The organism is Sphingomonas rhizophila (assembly GCF_014396585.1).
In the GTDB taxonomy this organism is placed as follows: Bacteria; Pseudomonadota; Alphaproteobacteria; order Sphingomonadales; family Sphingomonadaceae; genus Sphingomicrobium; species Sphingomicrobium rhizophilum.
On the sequence record NZ_CP060717.1, the window covers coordinates 235,915 to 259,603 of the forward strand.

General features: G+C 65.7%; 20 protein-coding genes and 1 pseudogene. 13 read left to right on the plus strand and 8 right to left on the minus strand.

All coding sequences use genetic code 11. The features are described 5' to 3' along the window. Positions 1 to 11: 11 nt before the first annotated feature. The gene (locus H9L12_RS01155) at positions 12 to 785 is read left to right on the plus strand and encodes an SDR family NAD(P)-dependent oxidoreductase (protein WP_187542272.1); all 774 of its coding nucleotides are present in this window, start codon (positions 12 to 14) and stop codon (positions 783 to 785) included. Here the strand turns inward: H9L12_RS01155 and H9L12_RS01160 are convergent. Both H9L12_RS01160 and H9L12_RS13840 read right to left on the minus strand, forming a co-directional pair. After that, positions 770 to 1,516, minus strand: a complete 747-nt coding sequence (locus tag H9L12_RS01160) for an SGNH/GDSL hydrolase family protein (protein ID WP_187543106.1) — start codon at positions 1,514 to 1,516, stop codon at positions 770 to 772. The two genes, H9L12_RS01155 and H9L12_RS01160, sit on opposite strands and share 16 nt — an antisense overlap. A 9-nt stretch (positions 1,517 to 1,525) precedes the next feature. Further along, positions 1,526 to 1,648: a hypothetical protein gene (locus H9L12_RS13840; RefSeq protein ID WP_281399789.1), complete on the minus strand. Its 123-nt coding sequence runs from the start codon at positions 1,646 to 1,648 to the stop codon at positions 1,526 to 1,528. 203 nt (positions 1,649 to 1,851) lie between these two features. On the opposite strand from H9L12_RS13840, the gene H9L12_RS01165 reads away from it, so the two are divergent. From H9L12_RS01165 to H9L12_RS01190, 7 genes are all read left to right on the plus strand, one after another. Next, entirely contained in the window at positions 1,852 to 4,095 is a 2,244-nt protein-coding gene (locus H9L12_RS01165; protein ID WP_187542273.1) for a TonB-dependent receptor, read from the plus strand. A 7-nt stretch (positions 4,096 to 4,102) separates the two neighbouring features. Then, on the plus strand, positions 4,103 to 5,503 hold the full coding sequence (locus H9L12_RS01170) for an FAD-linked oxidase C-terminal domain-containing protein (protein WP_425506831.1): 1,401 nt from the start codon (positions 4,103 to 4,105) through the stop codon (positions 5,501 to 5,503). Continuing rightward, entirely contained in the window at positions 5,500 to 6,447 is a 948-nt protein-coding gene (locus H9L12_RS01175) for an alpha/beta hydrolase (RefSeq protein ID WP_187542275.1), read from the plus strand. Before H9L12_RS01170 ends, H9L12_RS01175 begins: the two co-directional genes overlap by 4 nt. Next, positions 6,444 to 7,769 carry an MFS transporter gene (locus tag H9L12_RS01180; protein WP_187542276.1) on the plus strand — a complete coding sequence of 442 codons (1,326 nt, stop codon included), beginning with the start codon at positions 6,444 to 6,446 and terminating at the stop codon, positions 7,767 to 7,769. Before H9L12_RS01175 ends, H9L12_RS01180 begins: the two co-directional genes overlap by 4 nt. A gap of 302 nt (positions 7,770 to 8,071) precedes the next feature. Next, complete coding sequence (locus tag H9L12_RS01185; RefSeq protein ID WP_187542277.1) at positions 8,072 to 8,611, plus strand: helix-turn-helix transcriptional regulator; 540 nt, start codon at positions 8,072 to 8,074, stop codon at positions 8,609 to 8,611. After that, a complete protein-coding gene (locus H9L12_RS13245) occupies positions 8,608 to 8,793 on the plus strand; it encodes a GntR family transcriptional regulator (RefSeq protein ID WP_246450484.1) in 186 nt (61 codons plus the stop codon). Before H9L12_RS01185 ends, H9L12_RS13245 begins: the two co-directional genes overlap by 4 nt. Then, complete coding sequence (locus H9L12_RS01190) at positions 8,781 to 9,314, plus strand: FadR/GntR family transcriptional regulator (RefSeq protein ID WP_246450486.1); 534 nt, start codon at positions 8,781 to 8,783, stop codon at positions 9,312 to 9,314. The genes H9L12_RS13245 and H9L12_RS01190 overlap by 13 nt, the downstream gene beginning before the upstream one ends. An 82-nt stretch (positions 9,315 to 9,396) precedes the next feature. Here H9L12_RS01190 and H9L12_RS13250 read toward each other — a convergent pair whose 3' ends face one another. Next, positions 9,397 to 10,371: a PEP-CTERM sorting domain-containing protein gene (locus H9L12_RS13250; protein WP_246450487.1), complete on the minus strand. Its 975-nt coding sequence runs from the start codon at positions 10,369 to 10,371 to the stop codon at positions 9,397 to 9,399. A 203-nt stretch (positions 10,372 to 10,574) separates the two neighbouring features. Between H9L12_RS13250 and H9L12_RS01200 the strand changes: the two genes are divergently transcribed. Both H9L12_RS01200 and H9L12_RS01205 read left to right on the plus strand, forming a co-directional pair. Next, positions 10,575 to 11,003, plus strand: a complete 429-nt coding sequence (locus tag H9L12_RS01200; RefSeq protein ID WP_246450489.1) for a DUF2231 domain-containing protein — start codon at positions 10,575 to 10,577, stop codon at positions 11,001 to 11,003. Continuing rightward, entirely contained in the window at positions 11,000 to 12,322 is a 1,323-nt protein-coding gene (locus H9L12_RS01205; RefSeq protein WP_187542279.1) for a PQQ-dependent sugar dehydrogenase, read from the plus strand. The genes H9L12_RS01200 and H9L12_RS01205 overlap by 4 nt, the downstream gene beginning before the upstream one ends. Positions 12,323 to 12,347: 25 nt before the next feature. Here H9L12_RS01205 and H9L12_RS01210 read toward each other — a convergent pair whose 3' ends face one another. The 5 genes and pseudogenes from H9L12_RS01210 to H9L12_RS01230 form a co-directional block, all read right to left on the minus strand. After that, positions 12,348 to 13,748: an efflux transporter outer membrane subunit gene (locus H9L12_RS01210; protein WP_187542280.1), complete on the minus strand. Its 1,401-nt coding sequence runs from the start codon at positions 13,746 to 13,748 to the stop codon at positions 12,348 to 12,350. A gap of 10 nt (positions 13,749 to 13,758) precedes the next feature. Further along, entirely contained in the window at positions 13,759 to 16,935 is a 3,177-nt protein-coding gene (locus H9L12_RS01215) for an efflux RND transporter permease subunit (protein ID WP_187542281.1), read from the minus strand. Positions 16,936 to 16,957: 22 nt separating this feature from the next. After that, a pseudogene (locus tag H9L12_RS01220) lies at positions 16,958 to 18,228 on the minus strand (efflux RND transporter periplasmic adaptor subunit). Next, the gene (locus H9L12_RS01225) at positions 18,225 to 18,611 is read right to left on the minus strand and encodes a hypothetical protein (protein ID WP_187542282.1); all 387 of its coding nucleotides are present in this window, start codon (positions 18,609 to 18,611) and stop codon (positions 18,225 to 18,227) included. The pseudogene H9L12_RS01220 and the gene H9L12_RS01225 overlap by 4 nt, the downstream one beginning before the upstream one ends. Positions 18,612 to 18,923: 312 nt before the next feature. Further along, positions 18,924 to 19,535, minus strand: coding sequence for a TetR/AcrR family transcriptional regulator (locus H9L12_RS01230; protein ID WP_187542283.1), 612 nt, complete (start codon positions 19,533 to 19,535; stop codon positions 18,924 to 18,926). A gap of 325 nt (positions 19,536 to 19,860) precedes the next feature. On the opposite strand from H9L12_RS01230, the gene H9L12_RS13095 reads away from it, so the two are divergent. Genes H9L12_RS13095 through H9L12_RS01240 form a run of 3 tightly spaced genes read left to right on the plus strand, consistent with a single transcriptional unit; the run spans position 19,861 to position 23,670 of the window. Beyond that, complete coding sequence (locus H9L12_RS13095) at positions 19,861 to 20,652, plus strand: nucleotide sugar dehydrogenase (protein WP_223177133.1); 792 nt, start codon at positions 19,861 to 19,863, stop codon at positions 20,650 to 20,652. Continuing rightward, positions 20,613 to 21,137: a UDP binding domain-containing protein gene (locus tag H9L12_RS13100; RefSeq protein ID WP_223177134.1), complete on the plus strand. Its 525-nt coding sequence runs from the start codon at positions 20,613 to 20,615 to the stop codon at positions 21,135 to 21,137. The genes H9L12_RS13095 and H9L12_RS13100 overlap by 40 nt, the downstream gene beginning before the upstream one ends. A 31-nt stretch (positions 21,138 to 21,168) precedes the next feature. Next, positions 21,169 to 23,670, plus strand: a complete 2,502-nt coding sequence (locus tag H9L12_RS01240; RefSeq protein ID WP_187542284.1) for a hypothetical protein — start codon at positions 21,169 to 21,171, stop codon at positions 23,668 to 23,670. The last annotated feature ends 19 nt before the right edge of the window (positions 23,671 to 23,689 follow it).

Genomic DNA, 23,689 nt, shown 5'->3' on the forward strand with positions numbered 1-23,689 from the left:
GGGGACCTCCGATGTATCTCGACAAGTTCCGGCTCGACGGCCGCGTTGCCTTCGTGACCGGCGGGGCGCAGGGCATCGGCCTCGCCGTGGCCGAGGCGCTGGCGGAGGCGGGGGCGTCAGTCACCATCGGGGACCTGACGCAGGGCGCGCTGGACGGGGCCAAGGCGGCACTGTCGGACAAGGGCTACGACGTCGACGGCGTTCTGCTCGACGTCACCAATTCGCAGTCGGTCGACGAGGCTGCGGACGATCTCGTCGCCCGCCACGGCCGGGTCGACATCCTGGTCAACAACGCCGGCATCGCGCGCAGCGAAACGGCGGCGGAAAATGTTGCCGACGAACATTGGCTCAACGTCCTCGACGTCAATCTGAATGGCAGCTTCTGGTGCGCGCGCGCCTTCGGTCGCCACATGCTGAAGGCGGGTCGTGGAGCCATCGTCAATGTCGGGTCGATGTCAGGTTTCATCGTCAACCGGCCGCAGCCGCAAAGCTACTACAACGCCTCGAAGGCGGCGGTTCACCAGCTAACCAGGTCGCTGGCCGCCGAATGGGCGCTGCGCGGCGTGCGCGTCAATGCGGTTGCGCCGACCTATATCGCCACGCAGTTGAACGCCTTCGCCGACAAGACCAGCGAGATGTATCGGCGCTGGATCGACGGGACGCCGATGGGGCGGCTTGGCGAGAGCGAGGAGGTCGCATCGGTCGTCCTGTTCCTGGCCAGCGACGCGTCGAGCCTGATGACCGGGAGCATTGTCCTCGCCGACGGCGGCTATAGCTGCTGGTGAGCGATGGCGCGGCGGATCGCGTCCGCGGTGGCCGTCGTCCCCGCTTGGGTGGGATGGAACGGCGCGATGCCGCCATTGGTCCAGCCGCTGACCCACGGCTCCGCCGAGCACGCGTGATGCGCCGCTGCTAGCCCGTACATGTCGACGACCGCCGCCCGGGCGCGCCTAGCGGCTGCGGCGGTGACGGCGGCGAGCCGGTCGCCGACCCTGCGCATGGCCTGCGCTTCGGCCGCGGAGATCGACAATAAGGCGCAGGTCCCGGCGGGCGGAAGGATGGTCGGATAGGTCGCGACGACGATTCGGGCCGCCGGCGAACGTCGACGGATTGCGCCGAAAACCTCGCCGAGCTCGCGATCGAGACGCGCGAAGTCGCGATCCGCCCACGCCTTTGGCCCAACCCACAGGTGACGGACCAGCCAGCCATAGACCCCGGGCGATCGCCGGGATGCGAGCATCGACAGGTCGCCGATGTAGCCGATGTCGTTGCCACCGACTGTGATGGTCACAAGGCGAGTGGCCGGGCCGACGACCCGCACCTGCGGACCCTGGAACAGCTGTCCGCCGTGGTAAAGGTGGCTGGTCACGGCCCCACCGCAGCTCATATCGACAAGCGACAGCCTGGCGGCCCGCGCCAGCTTTTGCGGGTAACTGTCGATCGTGCGCGCACACATCAGCGGACTATTGTCCTGCAGCGCGCCGAGACCGGGTCCGGCCGCGAACGAGCTTCCCAGGGCGACATATTATGGAACGCCGGGCGGCGTGCGTTGCGCCTGCACGTAGACGAAGGCGGCGGCGATCGCTGCCAATCCGGCGGCCACGCCCGCGATCCCCAGGCACCCGGTCTTCCAACGGCGACGCGGCACGACGATTTCCTCGATGGACTGTTCCGTCGCCCATACTGGCCTTTGCCCGTAGCGAGACGTGTCGTGCGGATCGGCAAACTGATCGAACCGGCCGGCATAGCGAATTACCTATCGGATAGGTTACCTATCATATAGCTTTCCCCAATCAGCCCAAGTGACCGGAAGAGTCGCCACGGCCAGGGAAATCACTGAGAGGACGTCCAATGCACCGCACTTCGACCCTGCTGATCTCGGCCAGCCTGTTCGCGTTCGCCACGCCCGTCTTCGCGCAGGAAGCGGCGCCCGCGACGGACGCTTCGGCGGCGACTCAGGTTGCCGATGACGAGACCGGCTCGGTCGAAGTCGTCGTCACCGCCCGTAAGCGCGAGGAACAGTTGAAGGACGTCCCGATTGCCGCGACCGCGGTCACCGGCGATACGATCGAAAAGCGCGGCCTGACGTCGGTCAAGGAAGTTGCCGCGCTTACCCCCAGCCTCAACATCAACAGCGACGGCGCCGGCCGCGCCTTCGTCTCGATCCGCGGTGTCGGCACCACGCTGATCGACACAATCCAGCCAGGCGTCGGCATCTTCGTCGATGGCATTTACCAGCCGAACACGTCGTACCTCAACAACCCGCTGACCGACGTCGAGCGGGTCGAGGTGCTTCGCGGCCCCCAGGGCACGCTTTACGGCAAGAACACGTTGGGCGGCGCGATCAGCGTCATCACGCGCCAGCCGACCAACCAGTTCGAAGGCAAGGTCATCGGAAGCTTCGCCGGTCCCGACGATGCCTGGACGGCCGGTGCTTCGGTCAGCGGACCGATCATCGCCGACAAGTTGCAGGCGCGGATCTCCTTCACGCACCAGCAGCAGGACGGCTTCATCCGCAACACGCTGATCAACGAGGACCAGAACCCCCTTAATACGGACGCGCTGAGCGGCACTATCGTTGCTCGCCCGGCGGGCGATGTGAAGCTGACCATCAACGGCTATTACACCTGGCTGAAGGGCGGCTCGGTGCCGTACATCTTTGTCGACGGGCCCACCGACTACCGCGACGAAATCAGCGTCAACGCGAACAACTATCAGTATTTCAAATACCGCGGACTCAACGCGAAGCTGCAGGCTCCTCTTGGCGACACGACCGATGTCACGCTGATCGGCTCCTACGATCGGCGCGGGGTCACCACCGACAACGCAGATCCGGATTTCACGCCGTTCGACATCCTTCGCCAGGATGCGACCGACGATCTCAAGACCAGCGCCGCCGAATTACGCTTCGACAGCAAATGGTCCGACAAATTCTCGACGCTGGTGGGCTTTTACTACAGCCACGAAACACGCGTGAAGAACGGCCTGATCGTCGCCCGCGCCAACGTCCCGCCGTTCGGCGACATCACCCAGGTCGTCGCTTCGAACGACGATCGCAAGGGCGACGCCTATGCGGCCTTCGCCAACGCCTTCTTCAAGCCGAGCCCGGACCTCGAAATCGCGCTCGGCCTTCGTCTCGACCATGAAAAGCGCAAGTCGAACGGCGGAACGGGCGAAGCGCTTCTGTTCGGAAGCTTCGAAGTCGACGAGGTCGACCGCCCGGACCTGGTTCCCAACGACGAACTGACCATCAAGTCGACCAAGCTCCTCCCGAAGGCGACGGTGACCAAGTTCTGGAACGACCAGCTGATGAGCTACGTCTCGGTCGCCAAGGGCTATCGCGGCGGCGGCTTCAACGGCCCGGACGTTCCGGCGGCGATCCGCACCTTCAAGGGCGACAGCGCGTGGACGTACGAAGTGGGCGCGAAATACTCGTCGCTCGACCGCCGCGTGTCGCTGGCCGGTGCGCTCTTCTACAACGACTACAAGGATTACATCGGCCTCAACACCATCCTCGGACTCGACGTCGGGTTCACCACGATCGACCTCAACTCGGGCGACGTGAAGAGCTATGGCGTCGAGCTGGAAGGCGTGTTCCGCGCTACGCCGGAGTGGACGCTTAGCGGTGGCGGCTCGCTGATGCATGCCCGCCTGTCGAACACCGACATCTATACCGAAACCACGGGCCGGACACTGGCGTCGGACCGGCTATCGTTCCAGCCGGACTGGAATTTCAACCTGAACAGCAACTATGTCGTTCCGGTCGGCAACGGTTCGCTCGACTTCTACGCCGGCCTTGTCGGCAAGGGCAGCCGCATCCCGGCCAGCATCCGCCAGGAAATCGATGAGCCGGGCTTCCAAGGCAGTCACCCACCGCTGCGTCCGCTCAAGGCCTACGTGCTGGCGAACACGTCGCTGACTTACAAGATCGGCGATGTCGAGATCACCGGTTTCGTCAACAACGTCTTCAACACAAAGTATTTCGAAAGCTACATCGAGCGCACGACCCTGATCCTTGCCGGCCTGCCGAACAGCGACGTGGGCATCATCGGTGACAAGCGGCGTTACGGCATCCGCACCCGCGTCCGGTTCTAGTCCGATGATCGGCATCCCGGCGGTGTCGAACAGCCGAAAGCCGCTCCCGGTTGACCTGGTCGGTGCGCTTTCGGAGCGGTTCGGCGCCCGGTTCCAGATGGGTGAGGCCATTCGTCTGGAACATGGCAAGAGCGAGACCCATTTCGCGCCGATGCTGCCTGACGCGGTGGTGTTCGCGGAATCGACCGACGATGTGGTCGCGGTCGTCAACCTGTGCCGCGACGCGCGGGTGCCGATCATCCCGTTCGGCGCCGGTACCTCGGTCGAGGGCAATACGCTGGCGGTCCATGGCGGCGTGTCGCTCGACCTGTCGCGAATGATGCGGATCATCGCCGTCAACACCGAGGATTTCGACTGCGTGGTCGAGGCCGGCGTCCGCCGCGAGCAACTCAACGAATATCTCCGCGACCAGGGCCTGTTCTTCCCGATCGACCCCGGCGCGAACGCCACTCTTGGCGGCATGGCGTCCACCCGTGCATCAGGGACCAATGCGGTGCGGTACGGCACCATGCGCGACGCGGTGCTTGCCCTCACCGTGGTGACCGCCGACGGGCGGGTGATCCGCACCAGCCGGCGCGCACGCAAGTCTGCGGCGGGCTACGACCTAACCCGCCTGTTTGTCGGCTCGGAAGGCACGCTTGGCATCATCACCGAGGTCACGCTGCGCCTGCACGCCATCCCCGAAGCCATATCGGCGGCGACGTGCAGCTTCGAGACGATCGGCGGCGCGGTCGATACCGTCGTGCAATCGATCCAGCTCGGCATTCCGCTGGCCCGGGTCGAAATTCTCGACGACATGCAGATTCGCGCGGTCAACCGCTGGTCGAAAATGGACCTGCCGGAACTGACCACCCTGTTTTTCGAGTTCCACGGCAGCGAACGCTATGTCGAGGAGCAGGTTGAGACGGTCAAGGAATTGGCGGCGGCCAACGGCGGCGGCGAGTTCCGTTGGGCGCACCGCACCGAAGACCGCAATGCGCTGTGGAAGGCACGGCACGAGGCGTACTACGCCGCGGTCAACCTTCGCCCGGGCGCGATCGGCTGGGCGACCGACGTGTGCGTGCCGATGAGCCGCCTGGCCGAATGTATCGGCGAGACCAAGACGGACCTGGAGCGTAGCACGGTTCCGGCAACGATCCTGGGCCATGTCGGCGACGGCAATTTCCACGTCGTCTTCTCGATGGATCCGAATTCTTCCGCTGAACAGGACGAGGTGGCGACCATCAACCGCCGCCTCGTCGAGCGCGCGCTGGCGATGGACGGGACCTGCACCGGCGAGCACGGCATCGGCCTCGGCAAGCAGGAATATCTGGTCGAGGAACTGGGTGAGGCGGTCGACCTGATGCGGTCAATCAAGAAGGCGCTCGACCCACAAGGGCTGCTCAATCCCGGCAAGATTTTTCAGTGAGCCGGTCGCGGCACCTCGTTGATCCGGCTCTGGCGGGTTTGCTCGAGGCGTGGCCGACCGTGACCCTGACCGCCGAGAACCTGAGCGAGCTTCGCAACCGCGATCTTCCATTGCCGCCGGTCGAGGATTGTGGCGTGGACTGGGCCGAGGAGCAGGTTCCCGGACCGGACGGCGCGCCTGACGTTACGGTGCGGATTTACACCCCGCGCGACGGCAAGGGCCTGCGCGGCTGCATATTGCACATCCACGGCGGCGGTTTCGTTGGTGGATCGGTCCGCGAAATCGAGTTCCTCCATCGGCCGCTCGCGGCGGCGCTGGATTGCGTCATCGTCACCGTCGAATACCGGCTGGCGCCCGAGAGCCCTTTTCCGGGCGCCATCGAGGACTGCTATTCCGCGCTGGCGTGGACGCACCGCAACGCGGCCGGCCTTGGCATCGATCCGCGGCGTATCGGGGTCATGGGGGAGAGTGCGGGGGGAGGGCTCGCCGCGGCCCTGGCGCTACTGGCGCGGGACCGCGGCGAGTTTCCGCTCGCGTTTCAGCACCTCGTTTACCCCATGCTCGACGACCGGACCTGCGTTCGCGACGAGCATCCGTTCGCCGGCGAGTTCATCTGGCATCCGACCAACAACGCGTTCGGATGGTCGGCGCTCTTGGGACATGAGCCGGGCCGGGACGATGTCTCGCCCTATGCCGCCCCGGCGCGCGCGACCGACCTGTCGGAATTGCCGCCGAGCTATATCGCGACTGCGGCGCTCGACCTGTTCGTCGACGAGGACATCGATTACGCGCAGCAGCTGATCCGCGCCGGCGTGCCGACCGAATTCCACATCTGGCCGGGCGCCTATCATGGTTTCGACCTGATGCCGGGCGTCGCGGTCGCGGACGCCGCGCGTGCCTCCAGCGAGGCCGCGCTGCGCCGCTTTCTGGAGAAACAGCCATGAACGCCGACGCCTTGATCGTCGATGCCGCACCGGCACCGAGCATTGGTCGCTCGATCGCGCCGCTGCTGCTCATTTCCTTCGCCATCGCGATCGGCTTCTGCGCGATGCAGAGCTTTAGCATCATGGCGGAAAGCGCCAAGGCGGAACTGCAACTGTCCGATTACGCGCTGGCCTTTGTCCAGGGGTTCGGCAGCGCCATTCCGATGGTGTTGTTCTCGGTCCCAATCGGGATTCTCGTCGACCGTCACAACCGGGTGCGGCTGCTGATCGCGCTCGCGGCGATCTGGACGCTCGGGACGTTCGTCACCGCCATTTCGCCCAACGCGACGATCCTGTTCATCGGCCGGATGCTGACCGGCATCGGCACCACCGGTGCGTTGACCGCGGTGCTGTCGCTGTCGGCCGACCTGTGCCTTCCCGACCAGCGCGGTCGCGGGATGCTGATCAGCACGCTCGGCAAGACGATCGGCATGGCGGCGGGCTTCGCCGTCACCGGGGCGCTGATGACCATGTTCGCGGCCGCCGACGGCCCGCGCTGGTTCGGCGACATCTCGTCGTGGCGGGCCGCGCAATGGACTTTGGGCATCGCCAGTGCGGCGTGCATCCTGCCGCTGTTCCTGCTTCGGGAGCCGGCGCGGCACGAGGTCGAAGCTGGCCCGAATGCCCCGTTCGGGGTCGTGATGGGTGAGCTTTGGACTCGCCGGCGTTTCCTGATCCCGCTGTTCGTGGGCCAGGTCAGCGTCGTCATGGCCGATGCCGCCGCGGGCATCTGGGCCGCACCGGTGCTGGAGAGGGTCTACCAGCTGAAGCCAGGCGATTTCGGCGGCTGGTTGGGTGCCATCATCCTGTTCACCGGACTGTTCGGCGCGATCCTCGGCGGCCTGTTCGCCGACTGGGGGCAGAAGTCGGGCCGTCGCGGCGGCCTGTTGATCGGCGCCGTCATCGCGGCTGCCATCGGCACGCCCGCAGCGTTGTTCCCGATCATGTCGAGTGTTCCCGGCTTCGCCGTCCTGATCGGCGTGCTGATCCTGGCGGGCACGATCACCGGCCTCATCACTTCCGTCGCGCTGACGGTGATGCTTCCGAACGAGCTCCGTGGCCTGTCGATCGGCCTGTTCATCGCCATCGCCGGCCTGGTCGGCTTCGGGTTCGCGCCGACACTGGTAACGGTCGTCAGCTCGATCTTGGGCGGCGAGCAGCATCTGGCGCCCGCACTGTCCATTGTCGGGGTCGTTGTCAGCCTGATCTCGACGGTCGCCTTCTGGTTGGCGATGCGCAATGCGCCGCTTGCCATCGCGGACGAAGCTCACGAACCTATCTGACAGCTCTTGACCAGCTATCAGATAGGTGTCACAAGACTGCATCCTTTGGAGAGGATGCCACAAATGTCCGATTCGCAGTTCGCGCTGGTCGATGTGTCCCATGAGATGACGACGATCATTGGGTGCGGTGACGTGCCGGAGATCAAGCTGCCGATCGAGTCCGCGGTCATGCGCATCCAGTTGTCGACCTCCCCGCGGGTGCGGATCTGCGCCGAATTCGACCCTCATTGTCTTCCGGCCGAAGGACAGGGGCGCTTCGTGACCTTCGTCGTGATGCGCGCTGCGTTGCACCGGCTCTTCGGGTGGTCCCCGCCGATCACGACGGTGAGGAATTCCACCTGTCGCACGACCTCGTCGCCATCGCCGAGCGCATCTGGGACGCCGGTCCGACGCCAGGGGTTACGCAGACTTATCGCCTGGCCAAGAGCATCGAACTGCTGTGCGATATGGTCGGCGCGATCCAGCGGGGTTCGCTGATGCCGTACCACGACCAGGGATCGCTATCGCTCGGCGATGCCCGGCGGCTGCTGGAAGCGCGCAGGATGATCGATGAGGAGTGGGCGGAAAAGCTCACCCTTGGCCAGATCGCACGACGCTGCGGGCTCAATCGCACCAAGTTGTCGCGCGGTTTCCGCGAGCTCTATCATTGCTCGGTCAGCGAGGCGCTGGCCGACCGCCGGTTGCTCGAGGCGCGGCGTCAATTGCTTTCGACCGACCTTCCGATCGGGGTTATCGGGTACCGCAGCGGCTATTCGAACAATGCCAGCTTCACGAGGGCCTTCGGGCGCCGCTTCGGCGTCCCGCCCAGCGACTTCCGCAACGCAGCGCCGGTGGCGGCATGAACGACCCTGGAAGCATCGGTGGCAAGTCGCTGGTCAAGACCGCGATCGACGCGGTCAAGGCGCACATTCGCGACCATAACCTCCACGTCGGCGATCCGCTGCCGAGCGAAGGCTTTTTCGCCAAGGAGCTGGGCGTCAGCCGTGCGGTAATGCGTGAGGCGTTCGGGCCTTGGGCGCGCTGAAGCTGATCGACGTCGCCAACGGGCGCCGCGCGCGGGTCGGCGCGCTCGACGGATCGATCATCGCGGACTCGCTCGATCATGCGATCTCGACCGCCCAGATCGACGTCAAGGACGTGTGGGTCGTCCGGCGCACCATCGAGGTGGAGACGGCGGCGCTCGCTGCCCGTCACGCCACCGCGGAGCAGGCGGCGCGCATCGTCGACCTGGCCGACCGCATGAGCCGCGCCGACGAGCAGGATACCCACACCACCGAGGACGATATCGCCTTCCACCTCGCCATTGCCGAGGCCAGCGGCAACGCGCTGTTCCGCCAGATCGTCGTTTCGTTCGTGCCGCTGATGCGGGTCGCGGTGCCCAAGGCGTGGGCAACGCGCCGCACTCCTGAAGAGCGGGCCGACAGCCTCGATCGCCATCGCAAGCTTGCCCACGCCATCGCCGATCGCGATCCTGAAGCCGCACGCCACTGGATGAGCGCTCACTTCGACGAATCCATCGGAGCGTTGCTGGCAGATCGGGTTTAGCCTGCGATCCCTGCTCATCGGTGCATTCCGTCTGGCACCTCCGGAAACTTCGAGACCAGGTCGCACCAATCTCCGAATGGTCCTAGTCGCAACCGAGTGGCTCCGCGAAAGCACTGATCGGCGGCCCCGTCGCTGCGGTGCGGAAAGCGTCCAGACGCTGAGGGCGGTTCTTGCGGCGGGGCTGTCCTTCGTCAGCTCGGGGAGAGGTTCGGGGCGCAACCCCGACGCCGCACCGTCCAAGACGACCGGCGAGGAGCTGTCGAAGCCGGGTCAAAAGCGAAGAACGTCCCGACCCAGGCACGTCAACCGATACCATCGCATCTTCGGAGGTCAGGGCTTTCCAACGAGGGGTTGCGCAGCAAGGAAAAAGGCATCGCAATCGCGATGCCTTTCCCAGCCCGGCACTGTTCCAGCTCGCTAGGCGAGCTGCAAAAGATCCGGTGCGGTCCGGCGGCGACGCAGGCCCGCCCGATAGCCCGAATCCCAGGAGCATCATCGCCCACGTGCCGGGTTCCGGCACGGCTGCGACGGCAGCGGTGAACGTAATGTCATCAATCGCTTCGTTGAGGGTGCCCACGCCGTTGGCATTCCCAAAGGCGAACGTCGCGGAGTTGAAGACGACCCCGTCGATACCAATCCGCTGGTCGGCGATATTGTTCTGGTTGAACAGGACAAACGTGCTCGCGACCTGGGCCCCGTCCAGGAAAAGGGTCAGGATCGCGCGGTCGGAATTCCAATAGCAGTTTCCGGGCACGCAAGCCTCGTCGTTCCCAAAGGCGAGCGACAAGTCGGTCGAGAGGCCCGCGAAGACCATCTGGATGTAGCTCGCGCTGTCTGCGCCGGCCAGCAGGCCGCGTGTCCCGTTAACCTCGGAGCCGCTATAAACGTACGGCGATCCGCCGCCGATTGCCGAAAAGGATACGCCGCCCAAGGCATAGCCGTTGGCTTTCGAGCCTTGAGTTTCACTCTCGAAATTGATCGTCGTGGAGGCGGACGCAGCGCCACTGAATGACAGCAGCGCCGACGCCGCTACCAGAGCCTTAAGGCCGAATTTCATATTGAACCCCCCTATCACGCAACGAAGAACTGATTCGCCAGGGGTTAAACAGAAAATTAACGAGCCACCAGCCGTCTTAGGAAAGGTCGTGTCCCGCAACGGGAGCCGTCATTGGCGACGGGAGCCGAAGAACCTTTTGAGGTTTCGCGTGTTGGTCAGCCGGGCTGGCGTCGAATTCGCCCCGACGAGCAGGGGAGATGGACTTGGCGCACACATCGTCGGCGAGGCTTCGGGTCCTTCATCCCGTGCATGCCGTCCTCCTTGCGGGCATGCTGCCACTGTTCCTCGGCGCGCTGCTCGGGGACTGGGCATATTCCAATAATTTCGACGTCCAGTGGATCAACTTCGCCGCCTGGCTGAATGCGGGGGCGATGGTCTTTGCCGGTGGTGCGTTGCTGTGGGCAGGAGTCGATTTCCTGCGCAGGGACGTCGCGCGCGACGGCCGTTCGACGCTGTTCGTGCTGTCATTGGTGGCGACCTTCGTCATCGGCTTCGTCGCGGCGCTCCAGCACGCGAAGGACGCTGGCGCGACGATGCCCGGCGCGCTGATCTTTTCCGTCCTCACCCTGCTCCTTGCCGCCGTTTCGGTTTGGCTGGGCTTTTCCACCCTCCGCTCGGGAGCTGGCCGATGAACCGCCCGCAGCTTTTGGCCATCGCGGCAACGGCAATATGGCTTGCCGGCTGCGGCAGCGACCCCGCACCCACGCAGTACGGTCCCAACCCCGACCTGCCCCATCCCAGCCGCGGGCTGCTGCCGAGCATGACCATCGCCAAGCCGGAGGGCTGGGGCGATCGACGGCCGACAGTGCCGGCCGGGTATCAGGTCACGGCGATCGCAACCGACCTCAAGATTCCGCGGCAGACGCTGGTCCTTCCCAACGGCGACATCCTGGTCGCGGAGGGCAAGGGCGGCGGCGATGCCACCGTGAAGCGCCCGAAGGACATGATTGCCGGCTACCTCAAGAAGAAGGGCACCAGTTCGGTGAAGGGCGGCGATCGGTTGACCCTGCTCCGCGATTCTGACGGCGACGGCGTCTATGATGGGCGGACCGTTTTCGCGGAGAACCTCAACGCTCCCTACGGCCTGGCGTTGGTCGGCAATGAGCTCTACGTCGCCAACCAGGACGCGCTGGTCCGGTTCGACTACCGGCCCGGACAGACCCGGAGAAGTGGGCCGCCGGTGGTGGTCGCGAAGCTTCCCGCCGAGATCAATCACCACTGGACCAAGGCATTGGCGGCCAGTGCGGACGGTCGGACGTTGTTCGTCGGCATCGGGTCGAACAGCAACATCGGCGAGCGCGGCATGGCGGTCGAAGAAGAGCGCGCGATGGTCTGGCGGGTGGATGCGCGGACCGGGGCTCACCGGCGCTACGCGACCGGGCTGCGCAATCCGACGGCGCTCGCCATCCAGCCCGGAAGCAACCAGTTGTGGGCCGTCGTCAACGAGCGCGACGAGTTGGGGCCGAACCTTGTGCCTGACTATCTGACGTCCGTCAGGCAGGGCGCGTTCTACGGTTGGCCTTATGCCTATTGGGGTCCGAATCCCGACCGCCGCGTCCGGCCGTTCAAGGAGGACATGGTCGGGCAGGCCGTCCGGCCCGACTATTCCCTGCAGTCGCATACCGCGCCGCTGGGGCTGGCGTTCTCAGCGCCTGCCATGGGCGGCCCGTTCGCCGATGGCGTCTTCATCGGGCTGCACGGAAGCTGGAACCGCGAAAAGCCGGTCGGATACAAGGTCATCTTCGTGCCGTTCCGCGGCGGACGCCCGTCGGGGGCACCGGTCGACTTCGTGACCGGCTTTCAGGCCGACGGGAAGACGTTCGGCCGCCCGGTCGGAGTGACGGTCGATCCGCGCGGGGCGCTGATCGTCGCTGACGATCTGTCGAACACGATCTGGCGCGTGACGCCGACTTCGGCCCGCGCTGCCGAGCCGGCGGTCGCGTCGCGGTAACTTCGGCCAGCGCCCGGTATCTCCGTCACCACGTCCCGCCCAACGCCTTGAACAGGTCGATCTGGCGGTCGGCGAGGTCGGCTTCGACCGCGCTGAGCGCCGCTTGGCGCTCGGCGTAGGTGCGCTCTGCATCGAAGAGCGACAGGGCGTCGACCGTGCCCTCGCGCTGCTGGGCACGGACGATCCGGGCGGCGCGGGCGGCGGCGTCGTTGGCCTGGGCAAGGTCGCGGCGACGTTCGATCGTCCGGCGATAGGCGGACAGCGCTGTTTCGGTTTCCTGGAGCGAGCGTAGCACCGCCCCGTCGAACGCCGCCAGCGCACCGCGCGTATCGGCTTCCGCCCCGGCGACGCGGGCGCGGGCGAGGGCGTGATCCTGGAACGACCAGCTGATCAACGGGCCAAGCAACCATCCGATCGGCCCGCCGCTGAAGAGATTGCCAAGGCTGCCAGCGGTGGAACTGGCGGAGCCGCCAAGGCTGATGCGGGGGTATAGTTCGGCGGTGGCGACGCCGATGCGCGCGGTCGAGGCGGCAAGCCTCCGTTCGGCTGCGCGGACATCGGGGCGGCGCGCAATCAGTTGGGCCCCGTCGCCGACCGGGATGGGCCGGTCGAGCGACAGGGCGGCCGACCGGTCGCCCGCCGCGGCCGGGAGTTCCCGTGGCGGACGGCCGGTCAACAGGGCGAGGCGAAACAGCGCGGCCTCGCGCTGGGCCATCAACTGTGGAATCTGGGCGGCGCGCTCGTGACGGAGCGCGGCAATACGCGCGGTGTCGAGGTCGGTGGTCAGGCCGACCTCGGCGCGGCGACCGGCGACCCGTTCGCTGCCGGCGAGCAGGTCGACGATCTTCTGCGCGATCTGGATCTGGGCGGCGGCACCGGCGGCGTCCGCGTAAGCACGCGCGGTTTCGGCTGCGACCGCGATGCGGACGGCGCCAAGGTCGGCATCTGCGGCGGCAAGATCACCCCCTGCCGCCTCGATCCCACGGCCGATCCGTCCGAACAAGTCGACTTCATAGGATGCCGTGAGGCCGGCATCGAATCGCGCGCCCGTCCGGTCGTCGCCCGGCGCAACCTGGTCGGCTGGCGCGCGAGCGTAGCTGGCGCCGGCGCTGGCGCCGACATCGGGCAGGCGCTCGGTCTTTTGGGCGCGGAGCAGGGCTCGCGCCTTGTCGAGCCGTGCCACGGCTTCGCGGACGTCGGTGTTGTGGTTGAGCGCGTCGGTGACGAGGCCGTCGAGGACCGGGTCGTCGTAGAGCCGCCACCACTGGCCCTCGGCAGGCCTGGACGGATCGACCGCCGGTCCGACCGCCGCCACGAACGGCGCCGCGGCACTGGCCGTCTGCGGGGGCGCGACATAGTCGGGGCCGGCGGCGCAGGCGACGAGCGCAAGCGACGAGGCGGCCGTCATCAATATTGTTGGTTTCATGGGGGCTTCCTTATTCGGCCGGGACGAGCGCGGGGTCGGCAAGATCGTCGTCGCGGCGGCGGCCGAGGCGATCGCCGAGCGCACGGCAGGCGACGTAGAACATCGGCGTGAAGGCGAGCCCGAAGGCGGTCACCCCGATCATCCCGAAGAACACCGCGGTGCCGAGCGCCTGGCGAAGCTCCCATCCCGGGCCGCTCGCCAAGACCAGTGGCAGCACGCCGAGGATGAAGGCGAAGCTGGTCATCAGGATCGGGCGAAGCCGGTCGCGGGCGGCGGCGACTGCCGCGTCAATGGTCGACAGGCCGCGATCCTCCGCCTGCTTGGCGAATTCGACGATCAGGATGGCATTTTTCGCCGCCAGCGCGATGAGGACGATCAGGCCGACCTGGGTCAGGATGTTGTTGTCCAGCCCGCGCAGGTTCACGCCGGTCATTGCCGCCAGCAGCGTCATCGGCACGATCAGGATGATCGACAGCGGCAGCAGCAGGCTTTCGAATTGCGCCGCAAGGACGAGGAAGACGAATACTACCGACATGCCGAACACCAGCATGGCGATGTTACCCGCCGCCTTTTGCTGGAAAGCGATGCCAGTCCATTCGGTCGAGAAACCGGAGGGCAGGGCCGAGGCCAGCTTTTCCATCGTCCCGATCGCCTGGCCCGTCGACACGCCGGGTGCGGTTTCGCCGTCGACCTCGACCGCCGGGTAAAGGTTGTAGCGGGTGACGCGGTACGGTCCGGTCTTGTCGACGAAGGTCGCCAGCGCGCCGACCGGCACCATCGCACCGCTGTCCGAGCGGGTCTTCAGCTGGCCAATGTCGGCGGGGTCGTCACGCGACGCGGCTTCTGCCTGCGCGGTCACCCGGAAGGTGCGGCCGAGCAGGTTGAAATCGTTGACGTAGGCGGAGCCGAGATAGACCTGCAACGCCTCGAACACCCGCGCCGGGGGCACGCCCAGCATGTCGGCCTTGGCCCGGTCGATGTCGGCGTAGACGCGCGGCGTCGCGGTGTTGAACAGGGTGAACACGTTGGCGAGGCTGTTGTCCTGATGGGCCGCGCCGATCAGGCCACCGGTCGCCTGCTCCAGCGCCTGGTAACCGGCACCCCCGCGGTCCTGGACGATCATTCGATAGCCGCCGCCGTTGCCGATGCCCTGGATGACGGGCGGCGGGATGACGAACACCATCGCTTCGTCCATGTCGGCCAGCGCGGCGCGCATGTCGCTTTCGATATTCTGTTCGGTGCGGTCCGTGCCGGCGCGCTCGGCGAACGGCTTGAAGGTGACATAGGCCGCGCCGGCGTTGGACGCCTGCGTCCCCGATGCGCCGTCGAAGCCGCTGAACATCACCGCCGCCTCGACGCCAGGCACCTTCAGCAGCTTGCCGACTGCCTTCTTGAGCACCGCGTCGGTGCGCTCGATCGAGCTTCCCGGCGGCAACTGGATGGCGGCCAGCGCATAGCCCTGGTCCTGGGCCGGAACGAACCCGGCGGGAGTCGCCGCGAACAGGGCGACGGTCACCGCGATCAGGCCAGCGTAGATTCCGAAGCCGCGCCTGGTGGCGCCCGCCGCGCGGGCGACGAAGCGGCTGTAGGCCTCGCTCAACCGGCCGAAGGCGGTGTTGAAGCGGTCACCGGCGTTGCGGATGGTGCGCCCGAACGCGGTGGTCGGCACGTCCTCCGACTTGGGCTTCAGCAGGCGCGCGGCCAGCGCCGGCGACAGGGTCAGCGACATCAGCAGCGAGATGATCGTCGCCGCCGAGATGGTGACGGCGAACTGGCGATAGAATTCACCGGTAATGCCGGTGAGGAAGGTGGTCGGCACAAACACCGCGCACAAGACCAGGACGATCGCGACCAGCGCAGTCGACACTTCGTCCATCGACCGATGCGCCGCCTCGCGCGGGCTGAGGCCGTGTTCCAGGTTGCGCTCAACATTCTCGACCACGACGATCGCGTCGTCGACGACGATTCCGATCGCCAGCACCAGTCCAAACATCGACAGCGTGTTGAGGGAGTAGCCGAGCGCGAGCAGCACCGCGAAGCTTCCGACGAGCGACACCGGAATGGCGATGATCGGGATGATCGCCGCGCGCCAGCTTTGCAGGAAGACGAGGATGACCAGGACGACCAGCAGCATCGCCTCGAGCAGCGTTTCCTGCACCGCGGTCATGCTTTCGCTGATGAATTCGGTCGGGTTCCAGACGATGCGGTATTCCAGGCCCTTGGGGAAAGACTTGGCGGCGTCGGCCAGCTCGGCCTTGATCCCTTCGGCGGCGGCGAGCGCGTTGGTGCCCGGCCGTTGGCTGATCCCCATGATGATGGAATCGGTGCCCGACAGGTAGGCGTTGACGCCATAATCGTCGGCGCCGAGCTCGACCCGCGCGACATCGCGGAGGCGGGTGATGGCGGCGGTCGTGGGATCGGTTCGGATGACGATGTTGCCAAACTCGTCCGCGGTCTTGAAGCGGCCCTGCGTCTCGACGTTGAGCTGTTGCGCCGCGCCGGTGTCGTAGGGCGGCTGGCCAACCACGCCGGCGGCGACCTGGACGTTCTGCTGGCGCAGGGCCTGGACGATCTCACCGGCGGTGAGGCCCAGCGTGGAGGCGCGACCCGGGTCGATCCACACGCGCATCGCATAATCGCGTGCGCCGAAGATCTGCACGTCGCCGATGCCGTCGACGCGGGTCAGCCGGTCCTTGATCTGGGTCAGTGCGTAGTTGGAGACATAGCCGCGATCGAGCGAACCGTCGGGAGACAGGACGTTGACCGCCATCAGCCATGACGGCGAGGTCTTGCGAACGACGACGCCCTGGCGGCGCACTTCTTCCGGAAGCGCCGGTTCGGCCAGCGCCACGCGGTTCTGCACCAGCACCTGCGCGGTATCGAGGTCGGTGCCGAGCTTGAAGGTAACGGTGATTGTCACCCGCCCGTCGCCGGTCGATTGCGAGGACTGGTAAAGCATGTTGTCGACGCCGTTGATCTGCTGCTCGATCGGCGCGGCGACGGTGTCGGCGACGGTCTCCGCCGACGCGCCCGGATAGGCGGTGCTGACGGTGACGGTCGGCGGGACGACGTCGGGGAATTGCGAAACCGGCAGGCCGAAATAGGCGAAGGCCCCGACCAGGGTGATGATGATGGCGATCACCCCGGCGAAGATCGGCCGCCGGATGAAGAAATGACTGAAGCGCACGCGGCGTCTCCTGGATCTGGAATTAGTTCGCCGAGGCGAACGTCGCCTGCGACGCGGCAGGGGCCTGCGCCGGGGCGGCGCCCTGACCAGCGGCCGGATCGACGGTGATACGGGTCGGCTTGGCGTTGACCTTGGCACCCGGCATGGCGAACTGGACGCCCTGCACGATGACCCGGTCGGTCTTGCTAAGGCCGCTGCGGATGGCGCGGAGGCCGCCGACCAGCGGACCGGTCTCGACCGGCTTGGCCGCAACGGTGCCGTCCTTGCCGACCGTCAACACGATCTTGCGCGCCTGGTCGGTGCGGATCGCGGCGTCGGGCACCAGCAGGGCATTGACCGTCCCGCCATCGCCCAGCCGCATGTTGCCGAAAAGCCCGGGGGTCAGGAAATAGGTCGGGTTGGCGACGACGGCGCGGGCGCGGATCGTGCCCGACCCTTGCGTCAGCCCGTTATCGGTGAAGTCGAGCTTGCCGCGCCACTGATAACCGGCCTCGTCCTGCAAACGGATTTCGGCGGTCGGCGCGGTGCCGGCGCGGGTCGCGCGCGACGTTTTCAGGTAAAGCGACTCCGGCACGTCGAAGGTGAAGTAGATCGGATCGAGCGCGTTGATCGTGGTCAGCAGCGTGCCGCTGGCGTCGCCGGCCGACACGAGGTTGCCGCCGTCGATGCGCCGGTCGGAAATGCGGCCGCCGATTGGGGCGCGAACCCGGGTGAACTCGACATCGAGTGCGCGGGCGCGGACCCGGGCCTGGGCGGCCGCCAGCGCTGCACGCGTCGCCCGAACGCGGGCGGTCAGCCGGTCGACGTCGCTGCGGGACACCGCGCCCTCGTCCAGCAGGCGTTGGGCGCGACCGAGATCGGCCTGGGCCAGGGCAAGATCGCTCGATGCAGTCGCGACACCGGCCTGCGCTTCGGCCAGCGCCGCTGAGTAGGGGCGCGGGTCGATGGTGAACAACAATTGCCCGGCGCGGACGACGTCACCGTCTCGGAAGTGGATACCGGTGATCTGGCCGGACACGCGCGGGCGCACCTCGACCGAGCGGCTCGCCTCGAAGCGGCCGACATAATCGTCCCACTGGTTGATCGGGCGTTCGATCGGCTGGGCGACGCTGACCGTCGGCGGCGGGGCGGGGCCGCGGCGGCCGGTTCGTCGCCCAGCAGCTTCCAGCCGGCGACGGCCAGAAGAACGGGTGCCGCGACCAAGGCCGCGCGCTTCGCCGTCCGCTTTCGCGGGGCGTCGTCTGCGGTCACCGGATCGGCGTTGGCGTTGGTGAAGGTGGTGATCATGTTCATCGTGCAGTCCTGAGCTGGAGGCTGAGGGCGCGGATTCCTTCGACCATCAGTTCATATTGCTGGATCGAAAAGCCGGCCTTCAGGAATCGGGCGACGTCTTCGCCGGGGACGGTGAAGCCGTAATGCCAGGTGAGCAGGGCGACCTGCCGAAGCGTCTCGAGCCGCTTGCTGGCGAGCTTCGGGTTGGTGGTGCGGTTGGTCAGCCAGTTGACGAAGCGGCGAAGCCGGCCGGCCGGCCGAAGGGTCCACAGCGGGTCGCGCCGCGCGTCCCTGATGACCCCCCATTCGAGGGCGGAGAAGGCGGGCGCGAGATCCTTGATGGGCTTCGAAGCCGGTCCGACCGGGACGGCCAGCGACATGTCGATGGGGGCGAGGTAGGCCATGGCAAAGATCTCCCGCGCTCTGGACGAGCGTCTCCTGCGACCGCGGCGCCACGCCGACGGCCTCGCTGTTTGAAAGTCAGGACGGCCTGTTCCGGCGGACACCTGTCCGACGGTCGAGGGCAATCCGGGTTCTGGAAAAGTTACTGGCGGGCTTCTGGCTCGCGGTAAGTGATGGTCATTCGCCTGTTCCCCGTTGCTTCGCTCGAAAGCCCGCGGAAAGGCGGAACAGGCTTTCTATACCGCTTAGTACAAAGTGCCCCGCGGCAGGTCAATCGCTTTTTTATACCAATCGATAAAAAATTCTTGCGTGCGCTATTTGGACGGCCACATTGCAAGGCCGGTATCGACCAGACGATCAAGTTCTTCCTTCGTCGCGCCATTCCCGGCCTGCATCGAAATGCCCTGAATCAGCGCGAACAGCAGGCTCGTCAGTCCTTCGACGTCGGTGCCCGCGGGAAGATCGCCTTGGTCGAGTGCAAGTTGGAAGCGGTCGACGATCGCCTGGCGGACGACCTTGCCGCGCTTTAACACCTCGCTGCGGATACCCTGCGCTTCGGCGCCGCACTGCATGGAAGCGATGACGCCCATGCAGCCGTGGGGTTCGTTGCAACTGGTGGCGTTGTCGACGCTGCCGCGAAGGAATGACTCGGCGACCTCTCGCGCCGTCGGCTTCGACAGCGATGCGCCGACATATGTCAGCTTTTCCTGCTCGTAGAGGTCGAGGGCCTTTCGGAACAATTCTTCCTTGTTCCCGAAGGCCGCGTAGAGGCTGGGCCGGGTGATTCCCATGGCGTCGGTAAGGTCGGTCAGGGACGCGCCTTCATAACCCTTGCTCCAGAAGACGCGCAGCGCCTTGGCCAGGGCGGCGTCGACACAAAATTCCCGCGGCCGGCCGCGGGAAACCAGGGATTCGGGTTTATTCATATCGTTCGGTATAAAATGAGTCTTGGCGAAGTTCAAGCACGCAATTTCGGCGACATGCCAGGGGACGGCCGCTCACCCTCGACGTAAATCTGCAGAATCCGGTCAGTTTTGCATTTTTGCATCGCTCGCCGCCGTTTTGCGCCCATGGGTTGTGACGCCCTCAAAACTGACTAAGGGGTAGCCGCGCTCGGTACGGATTGCGCTGCCTTGCTGGTCGCTTGCGACCCTGCAAGGCGCCACGACATCTGGGAAGCCTGCCTCGATCGATGCGGTCGAGGGCCACCTTCCGTCTGACGCCAGCAAATGTTTGGAGTGACCCATCCCCATGAATGAAAAGATCGCGATCGTCGGCCTTGGTTATGTTGGCCTGCCGCTGGCCGTTGCACTGTCGAACAAGGCCGATGTCCTCGGTTTCGACGTCAACCCGCGCCGCGTCGAGGAACTGAAGAGCGGTTTCGACGGAACCAACGAGATCGCGGCCGACGTCCTTGCCAGCTCCTCCCTGCAGCTGACGAACGATGCCCAGGACCTCAAGGGGCGAAGCCTTTTCATCGTCACGGTGCCGACCCCGATCGACGACGCCAACCGTCCCGACTTCGGCGCTATCATGGCTGCCTGCAAGCTCGTCGGTCCGGCCCTGACGAAGGGGTCGGTCGTCGTGTTCGAAAGCACGGTCTATCCTGGCGTCACCGAGGACATTTGCGGACCGGCGCTGGAAGCATCGTCGGGCCTGGATTGCGGATCGGACTTCACGCTTGGCTACAGCCCGGAGCGGATCAATCCGGGCGACAAGGAGCATCCGCTCGAAAAGATCGTCAAGATCGTCGCCGCGCAGGACGACGCCACGTTGCAACGCCTGACCGCCGTCTACGGATCGATCATCACGGCGGGGCTCCACCAGGCGCCGTCGATCAAGGTCGCCGAAGCGGCCAAGGTGCTCGAAAATACCCAGCGCGACGTCAACATCGCGCTGATGAACGAAGTGTCCAAGATTTGCGACCTGGCCGGAATCCGATCGGGGACGTGCTGGCCGCTGCGGGCACCAAGTGGAACTTCCTCAAATTCTACCCGGGCCTGGTGGGTGGCCACTGCATCGGCGTCGATCCCTATTACCTGACCGCCAAGGCGGAGGAGATGGGCTATCACCCCGAAGTCATCCTGTCGGGTCGCCGGGTCAACGACAGCATGGGCGCCTATATCGCGCAGCGGCTCATCAAGCTTCTGTCCAAGCACGACAAACCGCTGAAGTCACTGCGTGTCGGCATCCTAGGCTTAACGTTCAAGGAGAACGTCCCCGACATTCGCAACAGCAAGGTCGTCGACATCTACCGCGAGTTGTCGTCGTTTGGATTGCAGCCGATCGTTCACGATCCCCATGCCAATCCCGGTGATGTCAAATCGGAATATGGTGTCGAATTGTCCACAATAGATAATTTTCTTAACCTCGACGCCCTAATACTCGCCGTCCCGCACTTAACTTATCAGAGCTTTGATGTTAGCGGATTTGCCAACATGATTGCCGAAAACGGCATCCTGATCGATGTTCGCAGCTCCATTCGTTCGGACCAGCTGCGAAACGACATCGATTATTGGAGCCTTTAATTTGGGCGAGTAAAGGTAATTTTAGCGCATCATGCAGAAACTTCGCGTCACCCCGATCGGCACCTGCAGAATCCATAATCCGCTTCGGCAGGCCTCGACGAAGTTTCCGATCGCGCTCGAGCGCGCGGGCATCTACGGTTTCACGCACACCAGTGGCGAAGCGCTTCAGATGCTCCGTTACCTGGCCGGTGAAAAGTCGTTCGACGAACGCGCCAAGGCCGTCATTTTCCGGCCGGACCGGGCCGAGGGTGCCGATTCCGCCCCGGCCGGCTGGACCCCTGCCGACCTGCAGATCGTCGAGATCAGTTCCGCCAAGAACATCAGCGTCGGTGAAGACAGCGTCCAGGTAAATTATCTTTACCGGCAGTTCGCGGACTTCTTCTCGAGCAGCGCGCGCACGCAGCAATATTGGTCGCTGGTCAAGCGTGGAGATCGCGCCGCCCTTCGCGACTTCCTGCGCGGCGAGGCGACGTACAATATCCTGAAGACCGACGATCGCGTCCTGTTGCTCAATCTCCGCATGGAGCAGCAGGACTTCGCGAGCATCAAGTCAGACATGGCGGAGATCGTCGAGCGGACCGGCCGCGACGCCGTCCTGTTCGTGACCCATGTTGACGCCAGGACCGCGGACGGCTCCTTCATCCCGGCGCGCAAGCGGGTCATCCAGTGGGTGAAACTCGCAGCGGGGCAGCTGGACGTGCCGTGCTTCGATCCGACGGCGGCCATGACCGACTTCGGCCAGGAACGCGCGCTGGAGCGCGGCGGGCTCGACCTCACCCATTTCACGCCTGCCTTCGCCGATCGGGTCTATGCGGAGATGCATCGCGAGCACATCGGCCAGCTGATGGAAAGCAAGCCCGGACTGGACCGCGAGAGCGAGGCGCTGGGCCGTCAGCAGATGCTCGCGGACAGCATCGATGCCCTGATGCGGTTCGACGATTTCATCGTCGGCACCCGGCGGCTGCACAGTGCTCTGCGCGCCGAGCCAGGCGCCGGCCCACTCCTCGAGTTGCGCGGCAAGGGGCTCGCGCACCTGGGCGATTTCGAAGGTGCGATCCGCGATCTCGAGCCGCTGGAGCAGGCGGCGAGCCTTTCCCCGGAAGGGCGGGTCGCGCTGGTCGAGGCCTACACCGCAACCGAGCAATGGCAGGCGGCGCTCGCGCTGGCGGAAATCCTTCTTGGTGACGAGTATGAGAATGCCGCCATCTATGCCTGCGCGGCGACGTCGGCCGAGCGGATTGGGCGGATCGACGCAGCCATCGGCTTCTGGAAGCAGGCTTTCCGCCTCGACCATTCGGACCTCAATGCGGCCCTTCATGCGCTGACCCTCCTGGCGCAGCTCGGCCGAAGCGACCAACTGGATACCTGGCGGGACGAGGTCCTGGAAAACAGCGTCGGCGGTTCGGACGGCGCGTTCGACCTAGCGCGATGGTCGGTCGATCACCGCGACGATGGCATGTTCGCAAAGGTGTTCCTGAGCCTTGCGTCGGCCGATGCGGACAGCGCGGAACGGCAACTCGAAACGGCGCTGTCCGTCGGCATGTTCGAGGCCAGCGCGGTCGGCGTCCGGTCGCTGTCGGAAAACCAGGTCGAACTTCCGGCGGCGACGAGGGCGCGGATTGCGGCGCTGGCGGGAGAGGCGTCGGCGGACCGGCTGGAAAAGGAGGACTTTGCGTCCGCCTACCTGCTTTCCAATGCGTCGGTGGCCCTCAAGCCCAATCGGGCCGCCAAGGTGACGCATCGGCGGGCCGAGCGTCATTATCGCGACCGAATCCGCGAGGCGTATCGCGCAGCCCGCTTCGAGGACGTCATCACGGCATGGCAAGACGCAGGCAACGCCCTGGTCCAGTTGGGCGACGCCGCCCGGCTTGCGGCGATGTCCTATCACAAGCTGGGGCAGAACGAGGAAGCGCTCGACCTGCTGCTCGGCATGAATGCGCGCCAGCCCGAGGACCCCGTGACGTTGCGGTGGATCGGGCGAACTTCGGCGCTGCTTGGCCGATTTGAGCTGGCCTATCCGAGCTACAGGGAATTGCTGGATTCGGCGGATCCGGCGGCCGAACGCTTCCGCGATGAAGCCGAACGCTTCTTTGCGGGGGCCGACCGCCGCGCCCTTCGCCTGCTCCGCGTGATGATGGTGGAAGGACAGCTTTCCGAAGCCTTGACGTTGATCGACGCCATCCGGCCTCACTTCACCGACACCGGCCGGCTGCAGGTTGAAATCGATCGTGTCGCGCGACTGCTGCGTCAGCGGCTGCGCGACGTGGAGTCCGGGCTTGCCGAGGAGGACGAACGCGAGCGGACGTTGGCGTTGCTCCTGCGCCTCGCGCCCGACGATCCCGCCATCCTTCGCCGCATGGCCCTGGAGTTCATGCGACAGCAGCGCTTCGAGGACGCAATCGCGCCGTGGACCCGGCTCAACCAGCTGGTGCCGGATACCGAATCCACCCTTCGCAACCTGGAGCGCTGCCGCGTTCTTGCGGCGCGTCAAAGCAAGCAACGTGCCGGCCAGTCGCCGGCGTTCGCGCAATAACCTCGCTGAAAGACCGGTA

What these genes read in the sequence shown, in the direction of transcription:
- H9L12_RS01205 (WP_187542279.1), top strand. Translation starts at nt 11,000, where the DNA reads ATGAACCGCCCGCAGCTTTTGGCCATCGCGGCAACGGCAATATGGCTT.
- H9L12_RS01240 (WP_187542284.1), top strand. Translation starts at nt 21,169, where the DNA reads ATGCAGAAACTTCGCGTCACCCCGATCGGCACCTGCAGAATCCATAAT.
- H9L12_RS13095 (WP_223177133.1), top strand. Translation starts at nt 19,861, where the DNA reads ATGAATGAAAAGATCGCGATCGTCGGCCTTGGTTATGTTGGCCTGCCG.
- H9L12_RS01180 (WP_187542276.1), top strand. Translation starts at nt 6,444, where the DNA reads ATGAACGCCGACGCCTTGATCGTCGATGCCGCACCGGCACCGAGCATT.
- H9L12_RS01155 (WP_187542272.1), top strand. Translation starts at nt 12, where the DNA reads ATGTATCTCGACAAGTTCCGGCTCGACGGCCGCGTTGCCTTCGTGACC.
- H9L12_RS01230 (WP_187542283.1), bottom strand. Translation starts at nt 19,535, where the DNA reads ATGAATAAACCCGAATCCCTGGTTTCCCGCGGCCGGCCGCGGGAATTT.
- H9L12_RS13245 (WP_246450484.1), top strand. Translation starts at nt 8,608, where the DNA reads ATGAACGACCCTGGAAGCATCGGTGGCAAGTCGCTGGTCAAGACCGCG.
- H9L12_RS13250 (WP_246450487.1), bottom strand. Translation starts at nt 10,371, where the DNA reads ATGAAATTCGGCCTTAAGGCTCTGGTAGCGGCGTCGGCGCTGCTGTCA.
- H9L12_RS01225 (WP_187542282.1), bottom strand. Translation starts at nt 18,611, where the DNA reads ATGGCCTACCTCGCCCCCATCGACATGTCGCTGGCCGTCCCGGTCGGA.
- H9L12_RS01165 (WP_187542273.1), top strand. Translation starts at nt 1,852, where the DNA reads ATGCACCGCACTTCGACCCTGCTGATCTCGGCCAGCCTGTTCGCGTTC.
- H9L12_RS01210 (WP_187542280.1), bottom strand. Translation starts at nt 13,748, where the DNA reads ATGAAACCAACAATATTGATGACGGCCGCCTCGTCGCTTGCGCTCGTC.